Raw genomic sequence first — 22,523 nt, 5'->3', positions numbered from 1 at the left:
CGGGCTGTTATCCCCATCTATCTATCCTCGATTTCTCGGCATCCCCGAGGCGGGGATCTTACAGCCCGTTAAGCGTGGGATAAAAAGGCCAGAAAATTAAGCAAAACAGGGTCCCTATCACTTACAATTTGCCATTTTTTTAAGATTCATGGTAGTAAAATCAAGGTGGACAACGTATACCTTGCTTCTTATATAGTATTTGTGTACTCAAATGGTAATCTGCTAAATTTAAAACTATATCCCGGAAGTTTTTGAACTCATTTCGGAGATTTTTGAAAAAATTACAACATCACACCGCGGCATTTCCTTCCATCGTTTTTTCTTGGATAAGAAGCAAACCTAATTCATGATGATCGCCTTCGTATAATGCCCGCTGCACGAAGCGAACTTCCCCCTGAATATCAAGGACATCGAGTTTGCAATGTGCAGAATTTCGCTGAAGTGCTGTATACAACTGGCTTTGGTTTTGAACTGGGATATTATTGACCTTTGTTATTAATTCCCCTGCTTTTAGATTCATTTTATCAGCTGGTGAATCTGGCACAATTCCTAATATTAACACCCCATTATTTTTACGTGTAAAATAAAACGGATGATTTTTTTCTTTGTTTTTCTGCCGATTAGAAATCCATTCACGTCCAATGATCGCTAATACAACACTAGCGATTGCGGCTTGAGGAAAGAAGTAGGAAGCAACAGCGCTTAGAGCGATAATAATCCCAAAAAATACTATCTTTTTCCCAACAGATTTTATCGCAGTAATTGGATGCATTCCAAATATTTCTTGTTTAAATCCTAATAAGAAAGGTACTAAAATGAGTGAATAAGTATGATCGCCTACTGTAAATACTGGCCATCCATTAATTGGAATAGTCAGTACACCATGTGGAACAAAAAGAAATACCGGCACCAGCCACGCTCGATTTGAAATATGTACGCCGATTGATTGGCCCCTTTTGCTTTTTTTCAAACGAGGAGAGGTGCCCTTTACACCGTTTCTTTGTATCAATATTCCTTCTGCAGCCAGCAGCAAGCCTAAAAGAATAACTGCTGTTGGAAATATATACATTTCTGCTTCTATTAAATTTTTAGAAAAAAAGAAAAAATCCCATTGCTTGTATAAGGAAAGCATGCTTAATAAAATACCAAAACCTACTGTATAAACTGGTGATAAAAAGCGAGTTTTAAAAAGCAGGCTAAAGACAATCGCAGCTAAACCTGCATACATAACAAATTCCATCGGTACAAGGAGCACAAGTCCAATGGATACAATAGATAGACATAAACCTATTATTAACCCCATTGGAAATAATTGCTTTAATTCATAATAAGCGTTTTGAGCCCTTACAGAAAAATATTTGCGTTCTTTTTTTACTCTTGATACTCCTAAATAAGCTGCCAGCAAAAACGAAAAATAAAAAACAGGATTTAAAAAAAGCTTGCCGACTCCTTTTAGTAATTCAAACAGCCAATCTTGCCCCATTGAGGCCACCTACCTTTTTTCAAAGACTTTATTGTGGAAATAAATAGTATGTCATTCTTTTAAAAAGTGGCATATTACCATCATGAACACTTTTATAACGAAGTGAAACATTACATTCTTTCTTGTTCGTTCATCCTGCTAGATGATAATGCTGCTTCACTTGAAATTTTCTTCATTCTATTATTCTATTATATTCCACAAAGCCTCCAATAGAAAGTATGCGTCTTATTTTTCTCTACAAAGATGTACCTGCTTTTATTGAATGAACAACCTATTCTTTATGCAGATATAACTAGCAGCACCGTATATAACAAGCTGCCGACTGTAAAAGTGAGGAAGCTGCTTTTTCTTTCTTTCGGTATTTCTTCTTTCATTGCATTAATGATAATGCCGCCAGAAATAAAAGCAAATACAGTCGATAATGCCAGTTGAGAGATTTCTATGATTCCTCCTAAAGACCAGCCAATTAAAACAGCAAAAGAAAGAAGCTTTCTTCCCGCCTTGTCATATATATTTTGATGATCATCCCTAATCCCACGGTCATTGGAAATAATATGAACGAACACGGCAAAAAAATATAAAAGCATTTCTTTTGCACTAGCAAAATCTTTATTTCTCAAGATATAGCCAATTAATCCGTTATATATAAAAAAGGAAGCAATATGAATCCAAAATACGCGTAATGATTCATAATCATCCCCCTTCTTTTTAACTGTTTTTGAAAGAAGGACAAGCCTTTCCATTCCTAAGAAGACAAAGAAACCAATCATTGCCATAATATAAGCGTGGTCTTCCGCTAATGCAACAATTTTATAATGGGTTTCCTTCTCTATATTTTGTTGGTGCTTATTTAAGTTAGGAAGCACCTCCACGAATACATAAGCAATAGATACTCCTCCAAAAAAAGATAAATATTTACTCCTCGGGATGGAAGACAAAAATCGAAAGTTGTTGGACAACATATGAAAAATAACAATACTTATTGCTAAATAAAAGCTAAGCACTTGCATCAAAATCACCTCAAATCTAAACGGGATGCCTATTTATTTAGAGAGCAGAAAGGGAAAAAGGACGCCACTGATGCCTTTAGGAACCCCTGCCTGTTAGGAGGAGTTCCTTTCCCCTTTTCCCCTTCTATTCATTAACCGTTGATAATCATTCCGCCATTCACATGAAAAACCTGTCCCGTTACATACGATGCATCATCAGAGGCTAGGAAGACGTAGCTTGGAGCAAGCTCTTCTGGCTGCCCTGCTCGTTTCATTGGAGCTTGTTGTCCAAAATTTGCAACCATCTCTTCTGTAAATGTTGCTGGGATAAGTGGTGTCCAAATTTCTCCCGGAGCAACTGCATTTACTCTAATTCCTTCTTCTGCCAATGATCCTGAAAGAGCTCGGGTAAAGGTTGTAATCGCACCTTTAGTAGAAGAATAATCAATAATTTGCGGATTTCCTTTATAAGCTGCAACCGATGTTGTATTAATAATAGAGCTTCCTGGTTTCATATGGTCTAGTGCCGCCTGTGTCATGAAAAACATCGAAAATATATTGGTACGGTAAGTGCGCTCTAATTGCTCTTCGCTAATTTCTTTTATGCTGTTCTTTGGATGCTGTTCTGCAGCATTATTGACAAGAATATCTAAACCGCCTAATTCCTTTACTGTTTGATCAACAAGTTCCTGACAAAAATCCTTATTCCCAACATCCCCAGGTACTAGAATGCACTTTCCTCCTGCCTCTTCTACATATTTCTTTGTTATTTCTGCATCATCATGCTCATTTAAATAGTTAATCGCCACATCTGCGCCTTCCTTTGCATAGGCAATTGATACTGCTCGGCCGATTCCGCTGTCACCGCCTGTAACTAAAGCTACCTTTCCTTTCAGTTTATCCTGAACTCCTGCAAGGTTATTTGCAAAGTGAGGATTTGGCATCATTTCCGATTCAATGCCTGGTTGTTTGTTTTGTGTTTGTGGTGGTTGTGATGTAGGTCTTTTTTCCATGGTAAATAAAAACTCCCTTCATTTTATCTTCATGGAACCTGTTCCCCGATAAACATATGTTAAACATGCCTTGTTCGCAAACAGGGTTTCTTTTTGGGAGGGAATTAGGGGTGTATCAACAATGAAAACCTTTGCTTTGATTCTCTTTTTTTTATAATAGGCTTTGTTAATTTTTATTGTTGATTTTAAACGAAGGTCCGCAGCAGGAATACACTTGACTTCGCTCCTGCGGGGTCTCGCCTATTTCGCTTTTCCCGTAGGAGTCTTCGTGTATTCCTGCTGCTCAGTGCTTCCAATATAGACAAAAACAACAATATCGTTTAACAGAGCCTTATAAAAAAGCGAGCAGAGCACCACCTATATTGTGTTTATCCCACACTTAACTGGCAGTAAAACCCCCACCTCGGGGATGCTGAGAAATCGAGGAAGCTAGGTGTTGAAACTCGCCCGTAAAGATCCGATAAGTTCAACTAACCATCAGTGGGGGATGAACAAAACCCCACTGATGGTTAGTTGAACTTTATAATGAAAACTCCTTTTTTTGAAAGAGGGAGGAAAGAAAAAAACCAGTCCCCTTCTATAAAGAAGCTGGTCTGGCTATTTTATCCCACTCTTAACGGGCAGTAAGACCCCCACCTCGGTAATGCCGAGAAATCGAGGAAGCTAGGTGGGGAATAACTGCCCGTAAAGATCCGATAAGTGCAACTAATCATCAGTGGGGGATGAGGAAAAACCCCCACTGATGGAGGTTTACTTTATTATTTATTTTGTTTTTTCTATTGCTGTTTTAACTTTCTCGACAACATTTTCTACTGTAAATCCATATTCTGCAAAAAGCTTTTCAGCAGGAGCAGATGCACCGAAATGGTCGATTGTTATATGCTCCCCTTTTGCACCAATATATTCTCTCCAGCCAAAAGATGCACCTGCTTCAATAGCAACTCGTGCTGGAATTGCTTCTGGAAGAACGCTTTCCTTGTATTCTGCAGACTGCTTTTCGAATAAATCCCAGCTCGGCATGCTTACAACTTGAACAGCAATGCCTTCTACTTCAAGTGCAGCTTGTGCTTTTATTGCTAAAGATACTTCTGATCCTGTCGCAAGAATAAGTGCTTTTGCCTCTGATTTTGCTTTAGATACAATGTAAGCACCGTTTTTTACACCTTCATATGCTTCTGCCTTTGTTACATCTAAAATCGGCAAGGCTTGGCGTGTTAAAACTAATGCTGTTGGTGTATCTTGGCTTTCTAAAGCAACCTGCCATGCAGCAGCTGTTTCTTTTGCATCAGCTGGACGAATGATCGATAATCCTGGCATTGCACGTAAAGAAGCAAGCTGTTCAATCGGCTCATGTGTTGGACCATCTTCCCCTACTGCAATGCTGTCATGTGTAAAGACATAGGTTACAGGCAATTTCATTAAGGCTGCAAGACGAATAGCCGGACGCAAATAATCAGAGAAAACAAAGAATGTTGCTCCAAATATTTTCACCCCACCATGAAGTGCCATACCATTTAAGGCAGCACCCATTGCAAATTCACGAACACCAAACCAAATATTTTTGGCTGCATACCCATCTAAAGCAAAATTTTTCTCATGAGCAATTAATGTTTTATTAGAACCAGCTAAATCAGCCGACCCACCTAAAAATGCAGGGACTGCTTTTGCAGCAGCTTGAATGGTTTTCCCTGATGCATCTCTTGTAGCCATTTGTTCACCGGCAGTAAAATCAGGCAGACTTTCCTGTAAATCTGCAGGCAATTCTCCTTTAAGAGCCAACTCCAATTGTTCTGCAAGCTCTGGATATTCCTCTTTATAACTTGCAAATAGTGTATTCCAAGCAGCTTCTTTTTCCTGTGCTTCTTGTACGAACACATCAAGATGAGAAGATACTTCTTCTGGAACATAAAACGCTTCCTCATATTCCCATCCATAGGCTTGTTTCGCAAGCAATGTTTCCGCTGCTCCAAGGGGTGCACCATGAGAAGCAGATTTTCCGCCTTTATTCGGAGAACCATATCCAATTACTGTTTTCACTTCAATTAATGTTGGTTCTTCTGATGTTTTTGCTTGAGCAATTGCTTCTTGAATTGCTTTTGTATCATTTCCATCTTCTACGCGAATTACTTCCCATCCATATGATTCAAAGCGTTTTTGCACATTTTCAGAGAATGATAGATTTAAATCGCCGTCTAGCGAAATATCATTTGAATCATATAAAACAATTAAACGACCAAGTTTTAAATGGCCAGCTAGTGAAGCGGCTTCTGCTGATACACCTTCCATTAAATCGCCGTCACCGCAAATGCTGTATGTGTAATGATCCACCACTGGATAATTTTCTTTATTATATGTTTCTGCTAAATGTCTTTCTGCCATTGCCATTCCGACAGCCATCGCAATTCCCTGGCCAAGCGGACCTGTTGTTGCTTCAACTCCTGGTGTATGGCCGTATTCTGGATGTCCTGGTGTATTGCTTCCCCATTGGCGGAAGTTCTTTAAATCATCGATTGTTACACCGTATTTAAACAAATGCAATAAGCTGTATAATAACATGGAACCATGCCCTGCTGATAAAACAAAACGGTCGCGGTTAAACCACTCTGGGTTATTTGGATTATGATTCATCTCTTTTGCCCACAGCGTATAAGCCATTGGCGCTGTTCCCATTGGCATTCCAGGATGCCCCGAATTTGATTTTTCGATTGCATCAATCGAAAGGGTTCTAATCGTATTGATTGCTACTTGCTCTACATTATTAATTACTGCCTTTGACATAATTTCTCATTCCTTTGAAGTTATTCAATAATCCTAGAATCATAGCTGTTAGCTATCCATATTTACTCAGTGCTTTTTTCTCACACAGATGTCTGCTTGCACTAAGTTTTATGTAAGCTCTACGCTTTCAGCTTGTCCGCTTAGACTAGCTTCTTTTTTTAATGTTTGCTTATTCCTTATTGCTTTTAAACGTAATACTGTCTTTGTGAACGATTAACTGACCTGTTTGCTTTTCATTGGCTGTCCACAATAAGATTCCTTCTGCTAATTCATTTGCCATAATGCGGTCAATTGCTGTTGGATTGGTGCCCATGCATAACGCTTCATCGATTTCTGCATATTTCCAATCCGCATCCACTTTATTTACCACTTCTTTTTCGACCACATCTGCTAATGAGACACTATAAATCAAAACATTAGAAGTATTCAAACTATTAAAAGATTTTGTGATATTATTGCTCAACTGCATCAGTTCAGCTGTTTCATAATCATTTGCTAAGAAATAGCCATCTACTGCAATAGCAATATCCTGCAGCATTTTTGTCGAAGGCTGCCCCTCTATAGAAAAACCAAATAATCTTGGCTTATCATATTTTAAAGAATGAATCGTATCTTTAACCTTTAGTATATTTTGTGTAATACTATTAAGCGCCGTATCATATCCTAAAGACCAATCCGATTCCTTTATATTGTTGTAAATAGAAACTGGTACAAATAAAGAGCGGATATTTGTGCTGTCAGCTAATTTTGCACTCCATGCTTCCTTGGCTTGTTGACCGCCAATAACAATGGCAATATCCATACCGAAAAACATTTCTTCCCAATCCTCGATATGTTCCACTTCCGATAATCTCAACATAGAATTACTTAAATAAGGAGAATCACTTGTGGACTGCAATTCATGATAGGAGACCTTTTCATCCTTTCCTGCTTCCAGCCCTATTAATTGATGCTGCGGTGATAGTTCATTATAAAGCTTATAAATGATCTGTTTAACTCCTGCTGGAAAAATCCCTAAAACTATAACTCCAACTTTCAAAATAGTTACCTCCTATTAATTGTCTCTTGTTGTTCATACTACACGTTATTATATAGGAAAGTTCTGAAAATGGGTATCACCATTCTTTTTTTTATTTATATGTAAAATACAATTAATACGACAGGGATTCTAATTTTACAATAGCCTCTACTTTTCTTCTTGTCTACCTCCTACCTACTTAAAACTACATAAAACTACATTAAATCACTTTCAGTCTATCACGTTTCTCCCTTTTATGCATTCGTTTTCAGTACATTATATGTTGAAGCCATTGTTCTACACTGTGACGGAATTATATAGTGGTCTTCCATTTTTTTCTACAAATGCCAACCTTCATGGCCATAAAACTTTCCTACAAAAAGTGAAAACTCCAAGAAGCACTGCTCCTTGGAGTTTCGTATTTAATAAGTTAAATTAAAAATCAAAATTATCAGGGTCTGGTCCTACTCTTGTATCTTGGTTTAATGCATCGATGCTTTCCATTTCCTCTTTTGTTAATGCAAAATCAAATACATTGCTGTTTTCAATAATTCTGTGTTCTTTAATGGATTTCGGAATGGTAATGATATTATTTTGCAGATCCCAGCGAATAATCACTTGCGCTACTGATTTATTGTATTTTGCAGCGATTTCTTGTAATTCTTCATTATCCAACAGCTGCCCTTGCATTAACGGCGACCATGCTTCTAATTGAATGCCATTTTGTTGGCAGAAGCTTAATAGTTCTTTTTGTGTTAAGCGTGGATGCAGTTCTACTTGGTTGATCATAGGTTTAATATCTGCATCTTTCATTAAGTCTTCCAAATGATGAATTTGGAAATTACTTACGCCAATCGCTTTGATTTTTCCAGCTTTATATAATGTTTCAATAGCTTTCCAAGCTTCTTTGTATTTGCCTTCTTTCGGCCAATGAATAAGGTATAAATCTAAATAATCCAATCCTAATTTTTCTAAGCTTACGTCAAACGCTTTTAATGTTTCTTCGTAGCCAAGATCGTCGTTCCACACTTTTGACGTAATAAATAAATCCTCTCTTGTAACGCCGGCAGCTGTCATTCCCTCTGCAATTCCTTTTCCAACGCCTGTTTCATTATCGTAGATTGCTGCTGTATCAATGCTTCTGTAGCCATTTTTTATCGCAGTGGAGACAGAAAAAGCAGTTGTTTCTCCATCTTCTACTTTAAAAACTCCTAAACCTAACCATGGCATTTTCACTCCATTTGATAATGTTACTGTTGATTGTAAATTATTCATCTTTGCTTTCCCCTTTTCTATTAGTATTCTCCATGTTGTGGAGTTCTCTTTTCTAACATTAAGCTATAGCCTGTCAAAATAACGGCTAATACTACCATTAATCCTCCCACCCAGGTGGTATGGATTAGTCCAATCTGATCTGTAACAACGCCGCCTAAATAAGCGCCTATCGCGATCCCTGCATTAAATGCTGCAATATTAATAGCTGATGCTACATTTACTGCCGTTGGAACAAAACGCTCTGCAAGCATGACAACATATACTTGCAAGCCTGGAACATTCATAAATGCCAACAACCCCATAAAGAAAATAGTGATGAGGCCAGCAATCTTAAACGGAATGGTGGTCATTAAAATAAATAAAACAACTGCTTGCACTACAAACATATAAAACAGTGCCAACAATGGTTTTTTATTGGAAAGTTTCCCTCCAATCATATTGCCGATTGCAATCGCAATTCCATATAAAAGCAAGATAACAGCAACCGTTTCTGCTTTAAAACCTGTTATTTCATGCAATAAAGGCGATAAATAGGTGAAGACAACAAATGTACCTCCATATCCTAATGCAGTAATAATAAACATAAGAAGCAAACGCCCATTTTTAACAAGCTTTAATTGATCGCCAAATGTTACCTTGCTTCCTTTTTGCAGATTGGATGGCACTAAGAAGCTATTAGCGATGAGTGCGATAATGCCAATGATCACAATAGCTAAAAATGAAATTCTCCAGCCAAATTGCTGTCCAAGGAATGTCCCTAATGGAACACCTGTTACAGTCGCAACTGTTAAACCAGTAAACATAATAGAAATCGCAGTTGCTCGTTTATCCTTTGGTACAACATCTGCTGCAATCGTGGAGCCTATGGACATAAACACCCCATGTGAAAATGCAGCAACGACACGAGCAATAAGTAAAATAGTAATATTTGAGCTGATAGCAGCAATACTATTACCAATAATAAAAATAATCATAATCCAAAGAAGTAATGTTTTTCTCTGCATATTAGATGTTAAAGAAGTGAGTACAGGAGCACCAACTGTAACACCTAGTGCATAAATAGAAACTGTCAGACCAGCCGTTGTAATCGATATACCCAGATCATTTGAAATAAGCGGCAGCAATCCAACACTGATAAATTCTGTTGTTCCGATTGCAAAAGCACTTATTGCTAAAGCTAATAATGCTAAGATGCTGCTTTTATTTAAAGCCATGATTTCTTCCTCCTTCTGTTTTTGAAAAAACTTTTTATCTTTTCCTATATGCATTCGGGATGAATTGATAATAGCTTCTTCCTTGAACTGGCTATCCCGACATATAGGTATAAAAAGATGTATACATTCTCACTAGTGACTGAATGTTATAAAATAATAAAGTAAACTTCCATCAGTGGGGGTTTTTCCTCATCCCCCACTGATGATTAGTTGCACTTATCGGATCTTTACGGGCGAGTTTCCCCACCTAGCTTCCTCGATTTCTCGGCATTACCGAGGTGGGGGTCTTACTGCCCGTTAAGCGTGGGATAAAATTTAAATTGCATTTCTACCGGCAAGTGTTATTATGAATCATATAGATAAATAAAAAAAGTACGCACTTTTTAGTAATGAAGGCACCTAAATGGTACATAGGTACTTTTTAGTGCCTATCAAATTGTCGACAAACACTTGATTTCAACAGCCTGCCGCAATTTGATACAACAAAACATTACTAAAAGAGAATGATGAAGAGACAGCTTGTCAAAACAAGGTTTTACTACAAAACAGTAGTAGAGTTGATTTTTTCCATATCATCGTTCTACGTTGATCTATTAACAGGTGAAACCTGAGTCTTATTTCTTAAAGATGGATGTTTTCATAGATTCAGCGACAGCAACCTATTGATCAAACTGGCTGATTGTAGTGGAAGGTGCGAGACTCCTGTGGGATTAGCGGGACAGATAAGACCCCGCAAGGCGAAGCCGAGGAGGCTCATCGCTCGCCCCACGGAAAGCGAGCAACCTGAAACGGAAAGCAACCACCTTATTTAAAAACAATAAATTTCAAAAAAATACCCAAATAGAAAAATCAACCTCCCTTTTCTATTGCTGCAAACGAAGTTGTCTCAGGGACATGATAAGGAATTTATAACTGCGAACTTTAAGTAAATAATAAATAAGGAGAGTGGATAAAAGTGAATGTAAAAAAAGCAGAAACAATCAATAAAAAATACAATATCTCCGTAGAAGCAACCCTTGAAGTGATTGGAGGAAAATGGAAATGTGTCATCCTTTGTCATTTGACACATGGAAAAAAACGGACGAGTGAATTAAAACGGCTGATGCCTAATATTACTCAAAAAATGCTGACCCAGCAGCTTCGTGAATTAGAAGAAGATGGCGTCATCAACCGCATCATCTATCAGCAAATTCCACCGAAAGTGGAATACGAATTAAGCGAATATGGAAAAAGCTTAGAAAGTATTCTAGACTCCTTATGCAATTGGGGAAAAACGCATATTACACGAATTTATGGAGATGAAAAATTAGTTTTAGAGGATAGTATTTTGAATAAATAACAAGCAAACGCATCTTCCTCTCATGAAGATGCGTTTGCTTTTAAGTAGAAAATATTATTTTTAATGTTCACTATCTGCTACTTTACTAGCTACTTTTACTTTACAATATAACGCAGCGCTGTTTGCAGTTGTATATCATTTTCATCCTTTTTCATTTCTGTCCGCACATCGTTCTGTAATTTGGCTGCGGTATGTTGATCAATCATGCCGGTCGCACGCAGTCCATTCTGATTTTGAAAAGCCTTTACAGCTGTTTCTGTTTGGCTGCTGAAATATCCATCTTCCCGATCTGTTCGATAACCTAGGCTTGTTAATATTTCTTGGGCGTATTTTACTTGTTCATCATTGCTTTCTTTTTTTAATGTTTCTTTTATCTGCAATGGATGAGTTTGATATAATGCAGTTTGTTCTACTTCTAAATTAGGCTGGATGCCTTTTTTGTGGATCCAATTCCCATCTGGGGTTAACCATTTAAACAAGGTTAATTTTATTTTGCTGCCATCGTCCATTGGAACAGCTTGTTGAACCGTACCCTTTCCAAATGTTTTTTCTCCAATTAATGTATAGTTTGCAGCCTCTTTCAATGCACCTGCTAATATTTCAGAAGCGGATGCACTGCCTTTATCTACAAGCACTACAACTAAATAATCTTTTTTATTTTTTAAATGAGAGTAATACTGTTCTGTTTGCCCATCTCGATGTTCAATTTGCACATAAGGCTTTTGTTTTGTTACAAACTCTTCTAAAATATGATTTACACTTGTCAAAAGTCCTCCTGGATTGCCCCGTACATCCAAAATTAAACCAGCAATGCCCTTCTTCTCTAAAGCTTTTAGAGCCGCATCAAATTCAGAAGCGGTTTCTTCGGAAAAAGAGGTAATCTGCAAATAGCCAATATTCTCACCAGCCTCTCTTTTTATCGAGGAATACACGGTTATTTGCGGTACTTCATCCCGGGTCACCGTCACATTAATAGGATTATCCAATCCAGAACGCACAATCTCCAACTCTACTTCAGAGCCTTTTTCCCCTCGTATTTTTTTAATGACGTCATATAAATCCTCCCCTTTTACACTTTGCCCATCTACTTTAACAATTTCATCATTCGGCTTCACTCCCGCTTTTTCTGCTGGAGAATCTTTGATCGGAGCAACAATGACAATTTTTCCATCTTCTGCAGTTACTTCTGCTCCAATTCCCTCAAACGAAGGATCCAACGCTTGATCAAACTGCTTCGCTGTATCTTGATCCATATAAACGGAGTACGGGTCATCTAATATGGAAAGCATGCCTTTAATAGCTCCTTCTTCCAATTTCTCCTTGTCCACTTTTTCTACATAGTTGTTATAAATCAAGTCATATGCGGTTTCCACCTTTTCTAATGGGTTCGCATGTCCCTTCTCCATTGTATGTGTGTTTGCTTCCAGTTTTTCTTTATAAAAAGCATTCAGCCCAATATAGGCGCCACCCGCTCCTGTCAAAAGAGATCCTGTCATATAAATAACAAGCCATTTTCGATTCATCCTGATCGTCCTTTCTCCATCAAACTCCAAGCATACATTGCTTCATTTATATGTGAATGACGGACAGGTTATGATGAAATGATTTTTTAAAAGGAGAGGATGGTAAACGAAGTGTTTAATGATTAGAAAAAGTAAACTTCCATCAGTGGGGGTTTTGCCTCATCCCCCACTGATGGTTAGTTGCACTTATCGGACCTTTACGGGCAGTTATCCCCCACCTAGCTTCCTTGATTTCTCGGCATCCCCGAGGTGGGGGTCTTACTGCCCGTAAAGAGTGGGATAAATGAACATTTGGGCGGTTCCGTTTTTCATATGTTCCCGTTCTTGGTTATTCGGCTTTATATGGCTGTTTTCTTCCTATCTGGAGAGTTTTAACCAATTACAGACTGATTTTCCTCTCTTGCAGAACTAAAAAAAGGTGACACCAAAGATTTGTATAAACCTTTAGAGTCACCCCTCTGTTTTTCTTACATATCCTTTACTTTTAGTACGCGCATCGCATTCAGAACTGCAAGCAGCGTAACTCCAACATCTGAAAATACTGCTTCCCACATGGTCGCAATGCCAAATACTCCTAATAAAAGGAATACTCCTTTTACTCCTAATGCAAACACTATGTTCTGCCATACAATGCTTCTTGTTCTTTTTGCTAATTTAATGGCTGTTGCTATTTTTGATGGCTCATCTGTCATAATAACAATATCTGCTGCTTCTATTGCTGCATCAGATCCGAGGCCTCCCATTGCCATGCCTACATCTGCTCTGGCTAGTACAGGCGTATCATTAATCCCATCTCCGACAAATAAAATTTTATCCTTTGGACTTTTTCTCTCGTCGATAATCTCGATTTGTTCTACTTTATTTTGCGGTAAAAGTTCTGCATGCACTTCATCCAGCCCTAGTTCTCTGCCTACCTTTTCTGCAACAGTTTTGCTGTCCCCAGTTAGCATCACGGTCTTTTTCATTCCTAACTCTTTTAACGTCTTGATCGCTTTAGCAGCGTCCGGTTTAATTTGATCGGAAATAACAATGGATCCAATGAATTTTTTTTCAATTGCAATATACAAAACCGTTCCCACATCATGATTCAATTGGAATTCAACCTTTTCTTTTTCCATCAGCTTATGATTTCCAGCTAATATTTCTTTTCCTTCAACTATTGCTTGTATGCCATGACCGGAAATCTCATTGTAATCATTTACTTTTTGTCCGTCTATTTCTAGCTTATACGCTTTACGAATCGATAAAGCGATTGGATGATTGGAATGAATCTCGGCATAAGCTGCGTTTTTCAGCACTTCTTCTTCTGAAATTCCGTTGGCAGACTGGATAGATGCTACCTCAAATACCCCTTTTGTTAAGGTGCCTGTTTTATCAAATACAATATACTTCACATCATTTAATGCCTCTAAATAGTTGCTTCCTTTTACGAGTATTCCTTTTTTAGATGCAGCTCCAATTCCTCCGAAAAAACCAAGTGGAATAGATACAACTAAAGCACATGGACAAGAAATCACGAGAAATATCAATGCACGGTATACCCAATCTGAAAAAGCTGCGCCGCTTATTAATAATGGTGGAAGCAACGCTAATGCTGCCGCTATAACCACAACAACAGGCGTATAGTAGCGCGCAAATTTGGTGATGAAGTTTTCTGTCTGCGCTTTGCGGCTGCTTGCATTTTGCACCAATTCCAATATTTTCGAAACAGTCGACTCGCCAAATTCCTTTGTTGCTTCTACTGTTAGTACACCATTTTTGTTAATAAATCCACTTAAAACTTCACTCCCTGTTTCTATCTCCCGAGGAATAGATTCTCCTGTTAAAGCAGATGTATCCACCATCGATGTTCCATCTATTACTTTTCCATCAAGCGGTACCTTTTCACCAGGCTTCACAATAATAACATCGCCAATATTCACTTCTTCTGGAGATACTTGTTTAATAGTATTCCCTATTTTTACATTCGCATAATCTGGACGAATATTCATCAAGCTGCTGATGGATTTCCGTGATCGATTAACCGCCATTCCTTGAAACAACTCGCCAATTTGATAAAAGAACATAACGGCAACGCCTTCTGGATATTGTTTTACGGCAAAAGCCCCGATTGTAGCAAGCGCCATAAGAAAGTGTTCATCAAACACTTGGCCGCGAATAATATTCTTCACTGCTCGCAGCACAATATCTCCACCGATAATAAGGTAGGCAAGCAGGAAAAGAAGAAATTCTGCTAGGGAAGATAGGGGAGCAAATAAACCGATAGCTGCTACAATTGATCCGACCCCTAATCGATAGATCATTTTTTTCGTATTCTCCGTACCGTGGTCATGACTATGCTCGTGCCCATGTTCATGTTGTTCTGCCTTCCGCACTTTTACGTCTGGTTCTAACTTATTAATAATAGCAGCAGATTGCTCCATGATATAATCAGGATTGCCTTCGGGTGCCTCTATTATCAGTTTTTTTGCAACGAAATCAACAGTAGCTAACACAACGCCATCCAGTTTGCCTACTTCTTTTTCTATTTTTGCAGCACAATTAGCACAATCTAAGTTTTCTAATAAAAGTGTAGTGCTGGCAGTACGCTTCTTTTGTTTTTCCTTCACTTTAATATGCGGTTCTAATGATAGAATTTTTTTATGTGTTTTTGTTACAATTTCTTCTTCTTTTTCCCTGTCGACATGCATCGATAATGTTTGAGTAGCAAAGTTCACCGAACATGTATTCACGCCAGAAATGGAGGCAACTCCTTTTTCAATTTTCATTGCACAATTTGCACAATCAAGGCCTTCTAATAAATATTCTTTTTTTTCCAGCTGTTCCGCCTCATTCATCATAATCTCCTCCTTCTTGTAAAATTCCATTAAAATGTATACCTTAGGTTTCTTTTGCTGTTGTGAAAATATTTATTTATATCAATAATAACGCTATTAATTTATATATGAACAATTATTCATATACTCATATTTATTATATGAATGAACTGTTTAAAGTGTCAATGTTATTTGTTATTATTTTTAGAATTAATCTATTATATTCTTCTTTTTTGCCACAATTAGGGGAAAAGAAGAGATTTATACCTCTTCCAGGTTGTTAAAAAACGTTCGCTCTCATCGTCACTCCCCGTTTTTTGCGGTGCTCATTACCCAAAAACGGTAACTCCGCTCCTCAAAAAGGGTCGTTCCTTGATAGACAAACGTTTTCAATCAGCCTGAAATTTTGTATTCTTACTTTTTCGACACTCTGAGAAGAGATTTATGTCTCTTCTTTTCCGGTTTTATAGAAAATTAATGATGCATCGCATGATCAATCATTTGCTTCAATACCCCCATAACATGCTCATCGTCACAAGAATAAATCATTGTTGTTCCTTCTCTTCGATATTTAACTAGTCGAAGATTCTTTAAAAAACGCAATTGATGCGAAACAGTCGATTGCAGCATTTGCAAACCCTCAGCAATTTCATTTACAGAATGGGGTTTTTCTGAAAGCAAGTGAAGAATTCTAATTCTTGTTGGATCGGATAATGCTTTAAAAGTTTGAGACACAATAAATAATGTTTCCTCATCCAGCTGATTATTAGAACGATCTATTGGCTGTTCACTATGATCGAAGTTTGTCATCTTTACCACTTACTCCCCTGTGTAAAACATTTTCTTTATTATACCATAGAAATGTTTTACACCATTTGCCAACAGCTTTCCAATCAACTATACCCAACCTAGCAGTTTTGCTGTTTGATAAACGATAAATGGGATGATAATAGCCAGCGCTGTTGGAATAAGAAAGGAATAAAATGTCCATTTTTTACTTTTCGTTTCTTTATAAATATTCAGCAGAGTAGTGCCGCATGGATAATGCAAAAGGGAAAACAACATCATATTTAATGCGGTGACCCATGTCCAATTATGTTCGATAAAGATTTTCTTCAAATCTACTAAACTATCTACTTCTGTCAAAGAGCCGGTAGATAAATAACCCATCAGCAAAATCGGAAGCACGATTTCATTTGCAGGCAATCCAAGAATAAACGCTAATAATATATATCCATCTAATCCAAGTGATTTTCCGAATGGATCCAGGAAGTTTACTGCATACATTAAGATGCTTTGATCACCGATATAAATATTGGCAATAATCCATGTTAGTACTGCAGCAGGTGCAGCTACTTTGACTGCTCGAACTAAAACCAGCCACGATTTGGTAAGGGATGAGCGAATGATTGTATCAAAGAATTTAGGACGGCGGTATGGCGGCAGCTCTAACGTATAATGTGTCGGAACCCCTTTTAAAGCCGTTTTCGATAAAACCCAAGATACAAAAAAAGTCACCAGTATTCCAAATAAAACGATCCCCACCACCATTGCTGTTGTAACAAGGGATTTTAGTCCGCCTGTAAAACTACCTGCCATAAAAAGGGATGAAAGAACGATTAGCGTTCCCCATCTGCCATTACAAGGAACAAAGTTATTTGTTAAGATAGCAAGCATTCTTTCTCTCGGTGATTCAATAATGCGAGAAGACATGACGGCTGCTGCATTACATCCAAACCCCATTGCCATCGTTAAGGACTGTTTTCCATGGGCGCCGACATTTTTAAATAAACGATCCATATTAAAAGCAACTCTTGGCAAATAACCATAGTTTTCTAAGAGGGCAAAGGTTGGAAAAAAAATCGCCATAGGCGGAAGCATGACACTAATAACCCATGTTGAGCCTCTATATAAACCAAGAACAAGCACCCCATGCAGCCAATCAGGTGCATGAACAAAATGAAAAAAAGAAGTAAGATATTTTTCTAAAAACCCAAAAAACTCACCCAGCTTCGAGGATGGAATATTTGCTCCAGCAATTGTTAAATAAAAGATGGCTCCCAACATTATAATCATTATTGGAAATCCCCAAAGTGGAGAAGTAAATACAGCATCTAATTTTTCCGTCCTTTTATCCCCTTCTTCCTTGGTTAATTGGACGGCTTCATTGCATAGCTGTTTGCTTCGGCTATATAATTGCTGCACAATATCATCCCTTAACTGAGGATTAGATAATGCTTGTGCTTCCGTATAAATCTTTTGAATTTCCATTTATAGAGCCTCCTTTACTTCCTTTATTTCTTTTTTCCCCATTCTTTTCTGCAGTTCATTCAACAATGCTTCGTCTCCATCCAGAAGCCTTAATGCAAGCCATCTAGCGGATATATGTTGATCTACTAAACCGCTTACTTTTGATTCTATTTTTCTTATTTTCCCTTCAATTTCTTCTGTATAGGATGTTTGAACAGGCGTACATTCAATTTCGCCTGAAACTAAACGATCAATCGTATCCAATAGCAACGAAAATCCTATTTTATTCCTTGCCGATATTTTTAAAACGGGGACACCAAGTTTTCTTGTTAATAAAAGTTCATTAATTTTTATTCCTTTTTTTTCTGCTTCGTCTATTAAGTTAATGCAGACTATCACATTTTTTGTCATTTCGATTACTTGCAGTGCCAAGTTGAAATTTCTTTCTAATGAAGTAGCATCTAACACAACTAATGTTACAGACGGTTTTTCGAACACAATATAATTCCGAGCTATCTCCTCATCCTTTGAATTGGAAAAAAGAGAGTATGTTCCAGGAAGGTCAATCAGCTGATAACTTTTACCTTTATGCTTTACCATTCCTTCTGCAAGGCTTACCGTTTTTCCAGCCCAGTTTCCAGTATGCTGTTTTAAACCAGTCAAAGCATTAAATAACGTGCTCTTTCCTGTATTTGGATTTCCGGCTAATGCAATTTTATAGAAACCACTCATGCATTCATCAACTCCCCTTGAATTTGACTGCTTTCTTCTTTTCTCAAAGCAATGGTTGTTTGACTAACACGAAAAGCAATCGGATCACCTAGCGGACTTTTCTTCATTACGTTTACGATAGCCCCTGGTACAAATCCTAAATCCAACAGTCTCCTTCTCATTACCCCTTCCAATAAAAGTTCTGTAATTCTAATGATATGGCCTTCTTTCCCTTGGTTAAGGGTAATTATTTTAGTTGTCCCCATTTATATTTCCCCTTGTCTATAGTTTTGCATTAGAGCAACTTTTAAACACATCATATGACTTTTTTCAGATTATGTCAATGATTTCTTTATTCCATAATGGAATGAAACAAGAGCATGTTATGAAGATAGGAGTAATATATGGAGGAATCTTCGACTATTTTGTGATTTATCTTCGTTTTGGTTTTGTTTATCTTCGTTTTTTTCGATTTATCGATTTTTCAACATATCTTGATAAAGTGAACCTTTCCATCAGTGGGGGTCTTACTGCCCGTTAAGAGGGGGATAAAATTCGTCATACATTATATCCAAAAAAACAGCCTGGCTACAAATGTAGCCAGGCTGTTTTTTATAAACGTGTTCTTACATTGGAACAATACCGATTGGATTGATTGCATTTGATTTGGCTGCGTTCCATTCGCCTCTGTGCAACTCGAAATGTAAATGCTGACCTTGAGAATCTCCAGTATTACCCATTGTACCGATTTGCTGTCCTTTATGAACAACTTGTCCTGCACCAACAAGTCTGCTTCCAGAGCTCATATGTGCATAAACAGTTGTATAAATCTGACCGTCGATAGAATGGGAGATAAATACTACTTCCCCATAACTAGAAGATGTGTACGAACGAATTACTACCCCATCAGCAGCTGCTACAATTGGAACAGGCCCTGTTGCTGCAATATCTACTCCAGCATGGAAAGTTCCCCACCGTTGTCCTAAACCAGATGAAATATAGCCATTTGCCGGTTTTGTAAAGCTGCCAGAAGAAACTGCTGGTGTTGAAACCGCTGGCTCGGAAGAACTTTCTGTGTTTGCGCTAGTATTAGATGGAGAGTTTGTCTCTCCTGAATTATTCGCTTTTGCAGCAGCAGCAGCTTGCGCTTTTCTCTGTCTCTCTAATTCTGCTTTTCTTGCAATCTCCGCTTGTCTTGCTGCTTCTGCAAGACGAGATTTTTCCAGACCAATTGCTTTTTCCATAGCAACCTTTTGATCTGCTAATAAAGCTTCCTCTTCTTCAAGAGATAACATTTCTGCATGAATGTCATCTTCTTTTTTCTCCAGCTTTGCCATTAAGTTGTCTTTTTCTTTCTTTTGGGAATTTAAACTGGACTTCATGCCCTCTAAATCACTCAACATCTGTTCAAGTGAACTGAGTTTTGCTTTAAGCTCCGCTTGTGATTGTTCTAAAAGCTTTTTGTCTGCTTCCTGTTCTTTCAGAATATCTTGGTCTGCTTCGACTATCGTCGCTACGGCACCCATGCGATCAATAAAGTCGCTGAAGCTTTGTGCTCCCATTAAAACATCAATGTAACTGACAGCTCCGCCAGTTTCCTGGTAAGATCTAGCTCTTTCTTTTAGAAGTTCATTTCGCTTTTCAATGCGTTTTTTCACCTCAGCAATTTGTTCTTCTAATTTCTTTATCTCTTCTTTTGTCGTAGAAACTTGTTCTTTCTTTTCAATGATTTTTACTTGTGTACTGGATATAGCCGTATTTAATCGTTGTATTTCTTCTTTTACACTCGATTGTTGATCTTTTACATCGCTTATTTTGTCATTTTTATCCGTTAATTTTGATTGGACATTGTCTTGTTTATTTTCAATATCCTCTTTTTGTTGATTTAAATCATTTAAGGAACTAGCTGCATAGGCGATTGTTTTTGGCGTCTGTGCTACTACCACTCCACTAATTCCAAGAGCAGCAACAACCGTTAATTTCAAGATGGATTTATTCAAGCGTATAGCTCCTTTCCCTGCATCGTTATGTAAAATCATCTTTTTTTAGGCTCGTATAGATTGTTGTTATTTAACCCACAGCATGAATATACTTCGCTTTCCGCGGGGCTACACCTGAGCGGCTTCGTCGCTTCACTCCTGCTTTCTTCTCGCCTGTCTCGCTGATCCATGCAGAGCTTTACGTTATTCCAAGCTGCTCAGTCATTTTTAAAGGCTTTTCAACTTGTTAAAAAGCAACAAACTTTTATAAAACAACCTTTTTTTATGTACAATCATTCATTTTCACATAAAGTAAACTTCCATCAATGGGGGTCTTACTGCCCGTTAAGAGTGGAATAAAATTCCCACATAATAGACTAAAAAGTTATTATGCGGGGTATAACTATTGATATATCAATCTCTTTAATAGAGCTTTTTGTATAAATTCCCTATCTCATTCGACCCTTATAAGTAAAGAAATTTCCGAACATTAGTTGTTTTTCTTTATATTTTCAAGAACTTGCGAATACTCATAACGCTTCCCCAAATTCCGATAATGGCTCCCATTAAAAGAAGCAATACAGAAACCTGATAAACAAACGGTGTAAAATCAAGGATTTGAATAAAGTTGGAAGCTAATTTAGGCTTTAAATATTGATATGAATAGTAATAAATAGTGGAGACTGCAGCAATTGGCACGATAGATCCTAATATGCCCAGCCACATGCCCTCAAGAAACAGCGGCCAACGGATAAACCAGTTCGTTGCACCTACTAATCTCATAATCTCAATTTCACGTCTTCTGGCCACAATCGTAATTTTAATCGTGTTGGAAATAAGGAACATTGCCGTAAACAGCAAACCAACAATCAGCACGATTCCGACATTTCTGCTGACCTTTATGACTTTAAATAATCGTTCAACAGACCCTTGTCCATATTTCACTTTAGCTGCATGGTCAAATCCTTTAATTTCATTGGCAACCTTTATGGTATCGGTTGGGTTTTTCGTTTTTACGATAAATACATCGTTTAATGGATTATCCTGTTCAAAGAGCTTAAAGGCATTTCCATCATCCCCGAGACTAGAAATTAAATTATTTAATTCCTCTTCTTTAGGAGAAAATTTTACACTTTTGACTTCCGATACATTTTGAATTTTGTCTTGCAATGCATTCCGCTCTTTTTTATTTGCAGCTATATCGATGTGTACACGAATTTCTACATTTTCTTCTATCGTAGTCGCTACTTTGTTTAAATTCATCATAATAACGAAAAAGACACCAACAAGTATTAATGTAATGGTAACTGAACTTATGGATGCAAAAGTCATCCATCCATTTCTCAATAAGCTTTTAAAGCTTTCCCTTGTGTGTCTACGAACTGTCCTAACCTTCATATCCGTAATCACCCCGCTGCTCATCCCGAACTATTCTGCCGCTTTCAATGGCAATAACGCGATGCTTAATTGTGTTAACAATTTCTTTATTATGGGTTGCCATGATAATCGTCGTTCCCCTATTATTAATTTCCTCTAAAATATTCATAATTTCCCATGATGTCTCTGGATCCAGATTTCCTGTCGGTTCATCCGCAATTACTAGTTTAGGAGAATTCACAATGGAACGTGCAATTGAAACACGCTGCTGCTCCCCCCCTGAAAGTTCTGTCGGAAGCATTCTTGCTTTATGTTTCAGACCAACAAGACTTAATGTTTCCATCACACGTTTTTTTATATATTTAGGATTTTCTTCAATAACTTCCAAAGCAAAAGCGACATTCTCATATACGGTCAAAGTTGGAAGCAGTTTGAAATCCTGGAAAACAACACCCATCTGCCTCCGTAATAATGGTACTTTTCCTAATTTTAATTTTGCTAAATTAATTCCATTTATCGTAATGGTGCCTTGTGTCGGCTTTTCTTCCCGATACATCATTTTTATAAAAGTAGACTTCCCGGCGCCACTTGGCCCTACTACATAAACAAACTCACCTTGAGCTATTTTTACATCCAATCCATTAACAGCAATGACTCCGTTGGAATATTTCTTAATAACATTTTTCATTTCTATCATCTATTATCACACCTGATTTTTATTTGTTAGAAACTTTTGCAAAAAAAAACATAATTCGACA

At 37.6% G+C, this 22,523-nt stretch carries 18 protein-coding genes; 2 read left to right on the top strand and 16 right to left on the bottom strand.

Annotated elements, in window-relative coordinates; translation table 11 throughout:
* Positions 1-289 precede the first annotated feature (289 nt).
* The 7 genes from ACTYBU_RS06080 to ACTYBU_RS06050 all read right to left on the bottom strand — a co-directional run bounded on the left by ACTYBU_RS06080 (position 290) and on the right by ACTYBU_RS06050 (position 9,839).
* A complete protein-coding gene (locus ACTYBU_RS06080) occupies positions 290-1,483 on the bottom strand; it encodes a PDZ domain-containing protein (protein ID WP_445488002.1) in 1,194 nt (397 codons plus the stop codon).
* A gap of 278 nt (positions 1,484-1,761) precedes the next feature.
* Positions 1,762-2,493 (bottom strand): hypothetical protein, encoded by a 732-nt coding sequence (locus ACTYBU_RS06075; RefSeq protein WP_445488000.1) that lies wholly within the window; start codon positions 2,491-2,493, stop codon positions 1,762-1,764.
* Between the two features lie 131 nt (positions 2,494-2,624).
* Positions 2,625-3,485, bottom strand: coding sequence for an SDR family oxidoreductase (locus ACTYBU_RS06070; protein ID WP_445487999.1), 861 nt, complete (start codon positions 3,483-3,485; stop codon positions 2,625-2,627).
* Positions 3,486-4,247: 762 nt separating this feature from the next.
* Complete coding sequence (tkt, locus tag ACTYBU_RS06065; protein ID WP_445487997.1) at positions 4,248-6,263, bottom strand: transketolase; 2,016 nt, start codon at positions 6,261-6,263, stop codon at positions 4,248-4,250.
* A 169-nt stretch (positions 6,264-6,432) separates the two neighbouring features.
* Positions 6,433-7,302 (bottom strand): 6-phosphofructokinase, encoded by an 870-nt coding sequence (locus ACTYBU_RS06060; RefSeq protein ID WP_445487995.1) that lies wholly within the window; start codon positions 7,300-7,302, stop codon positions 6,433-6,435.
* A 414-nt stretch (positions 7,303-7,716) separates the two neighbouring features.
* Positions 7,717-8,556, bottom strand: a complete 840-nt coding sequence (locus tag ACTYBU_RS06055) for an aldo/keto reductase (RefSeq protein ID WP_445487994.1) — start codon at positions 8,554-8,556, stop codon at positions 7,717-7,719.
* Between the two features lie 20 nt (positions 8,557-8,576).
* Complete coding sequence (locus ACTYBU_RS06050; protein WP_445488145.1) at positions 8,577-9,839, bottom strand: MFS transporter; 1,263 nt, start codon at positions 9,837-9,839, stop codon at positions 8,577-8,579.
* Positions 9,840-10,725: 886 nt separating this feature from the next.
* Between ACTYBU_RS06050 and ACTYBU_RS06045 the strand changes: the two genes are divergently transcribed.
* Positions 10,726-11,109, top strand: coding sequence for a winged helix-turn-helix transcriptional regulator (locus ACTYBU_RS06045; RefSeq protein ID WP_445487992.1), 384 nt, complete (start codon positions 10,726-10,728; stop codon positions 11,107-11,109).
* Positions 11,110-11,204: 95 nt separating this feature from the next.
* On the opposite strand, the gene ACTYBU_RS06040 is transcribed toward ACTYBU_RS06045, so the two are convergent.
* The 6 genes from ACTYBU_RS06040 to ACTYBU_RS06015 all read right to left on the bottom strand — a co-directional run bounded on the left by ACTYBU_RS06040 (position 11,205) and on the right by ACTYBU_RS06015 (position 18,675).
* A complete protein-coding gene (locus tag ACTYBU_RS06040; protein ID WP_445487990.1) occupies positions 11,205-12,632 on the bottom strand; it encodes a S41 family peptidase in 1,428 nt (475 codons plus the stop codon).
* Between the two features lie 467 nt (positions 12,633-13,099).
* Positions 13,100-15,469: a heavy metal translocating P-type ATPase gene (locus ACTYBU_RS06035; RefSeq protein ID WP_445487988.1), complete on the bottom strand. Its 2,370-nt coding sequence runs from the start codon at positions 15,467-15,469 to the stop codon at positions 13,100-13,102.
* Between the two features lie 453 nt (positions 15,470-15,922).
* A complete protein-coding gene (locus ACTYBU_RS06030; RefSeq protein ID WP_445487986.1) occupies positions 15,923-16,258 on the bottom strand; it encodes an ArsR/SmtB family transcription factor in 336 nt (111 codons plus the stop codon).
* Between the two features lie 87 nt (positions 16,259-16,345).
* Positions 16,346-17,719 carry a nucleoside recognition domain-containing protein gene (locus tag ACTYBU_RS06025; RefSeq protein ID WP_445487985.1) on the bottom strand — a complete coding sequence of 458 codons (1,374 nt, stop codon included), beginning with the start codon at positions 17,717-17,719 and terminating at the stop codon, positions 16,346-16,348.
* Positions 17,720-18,430, bottom strand: coding sequence for a FeoB small GTPase domain-containing protein (locus tag ACTYBU_RS06020; RefSeq protein WP_445487983.1), 711 nt, complete (start codon positions 18,428-18,430; stop codon positions 17,720-17,722).
* Positions 18,427-18,675 (bottom strand): FeoA family protein, encoded by a 249-nt coding sequence (locus ACTYBU_RS06015; RefSeq protein WP_445487981.1) that lies wholly within the window; start codon positions 18,673-18,675, stop codon positions 18,427-18,429. Before ACTYBU_RS06015 ends, ACTYBU_RS06020 begins: the two co-directional genes overlap by 4 nt.
* Before the next feature lie 77 nt (positions 18,676-18,752).
* Here ACTYBU_RS06015 and ACTYBU_RS06010 point away from each other — a divergent pair, with 77 nt between their 5' ends.
* Entirely contained in the window at positions 18,753-18,950 is a 198-nt protein-coding gene (locus ACTYBU_RS06010; protein WP_445487980.1) for a hypothetical protein, read from the top strand.
* 85 nt (positions 18,951-19,035) lie between these two features.
* Here the strand turns inward: ACTYBU_RS06010 and ACTYBU_RS06005 are convergent, their stop codons facing one another.
* The 3 genes from ACTYBU_RS06005 to ftsE all read right to left on the bottom strand — a co-directional run bounded on the left by ACTYBU_RS06005 (position 19,036) and on the right by ftsE (position 22,462).
* Complete coding sequence (locus tag ACTYBU_RS06005) at positions 19,036-20,409, bottom strand: murein hydrolase activator EnvC family protein (RefSeq protein WP_445487978.1); 1,374 nt, start codon at positions 20,407-20,409, stop codon at positions 19,036-19,038.
* A 483-nt stretch (positions 20,410-20,892) separates the two neighbouring features.
* Positions 20,893-21,786 (bottom strand): permease-like cell division protein FtsX, encoded by an 894-nt coding sequence (gene ftsX, locus ACTYBU_RS06000; protein ID WP_445487977.1) that lies wholly within the window; start codon positions 21,784-21,786, stop codon positions 20,893-20,895.
* Positions 21,776-22,462, bottom strand: a complete 687-nt coding sequence (gene ftsE, locus ACTYBU_RS05995; RefSeq protein WP_445487976.1) for a cell division ATP-binding protein FtsE — start codon at positions 22,460-22,462, stop codon at positions 21,776-21,778. The genes ftsX and ftsE overlap by 11 nt, the downstream gene beginning before the upstream one ends.
* Positions 22,463-22,523: the final 61 nt, after the last annotated feature.

Source organism: Niallia sp. 03133 (assembly GCF_052663225.1).
Note: the sequence above shows the minus strand (reverse complement) of the source record. Positions and strands in the feature narration are given on the sequence as shown.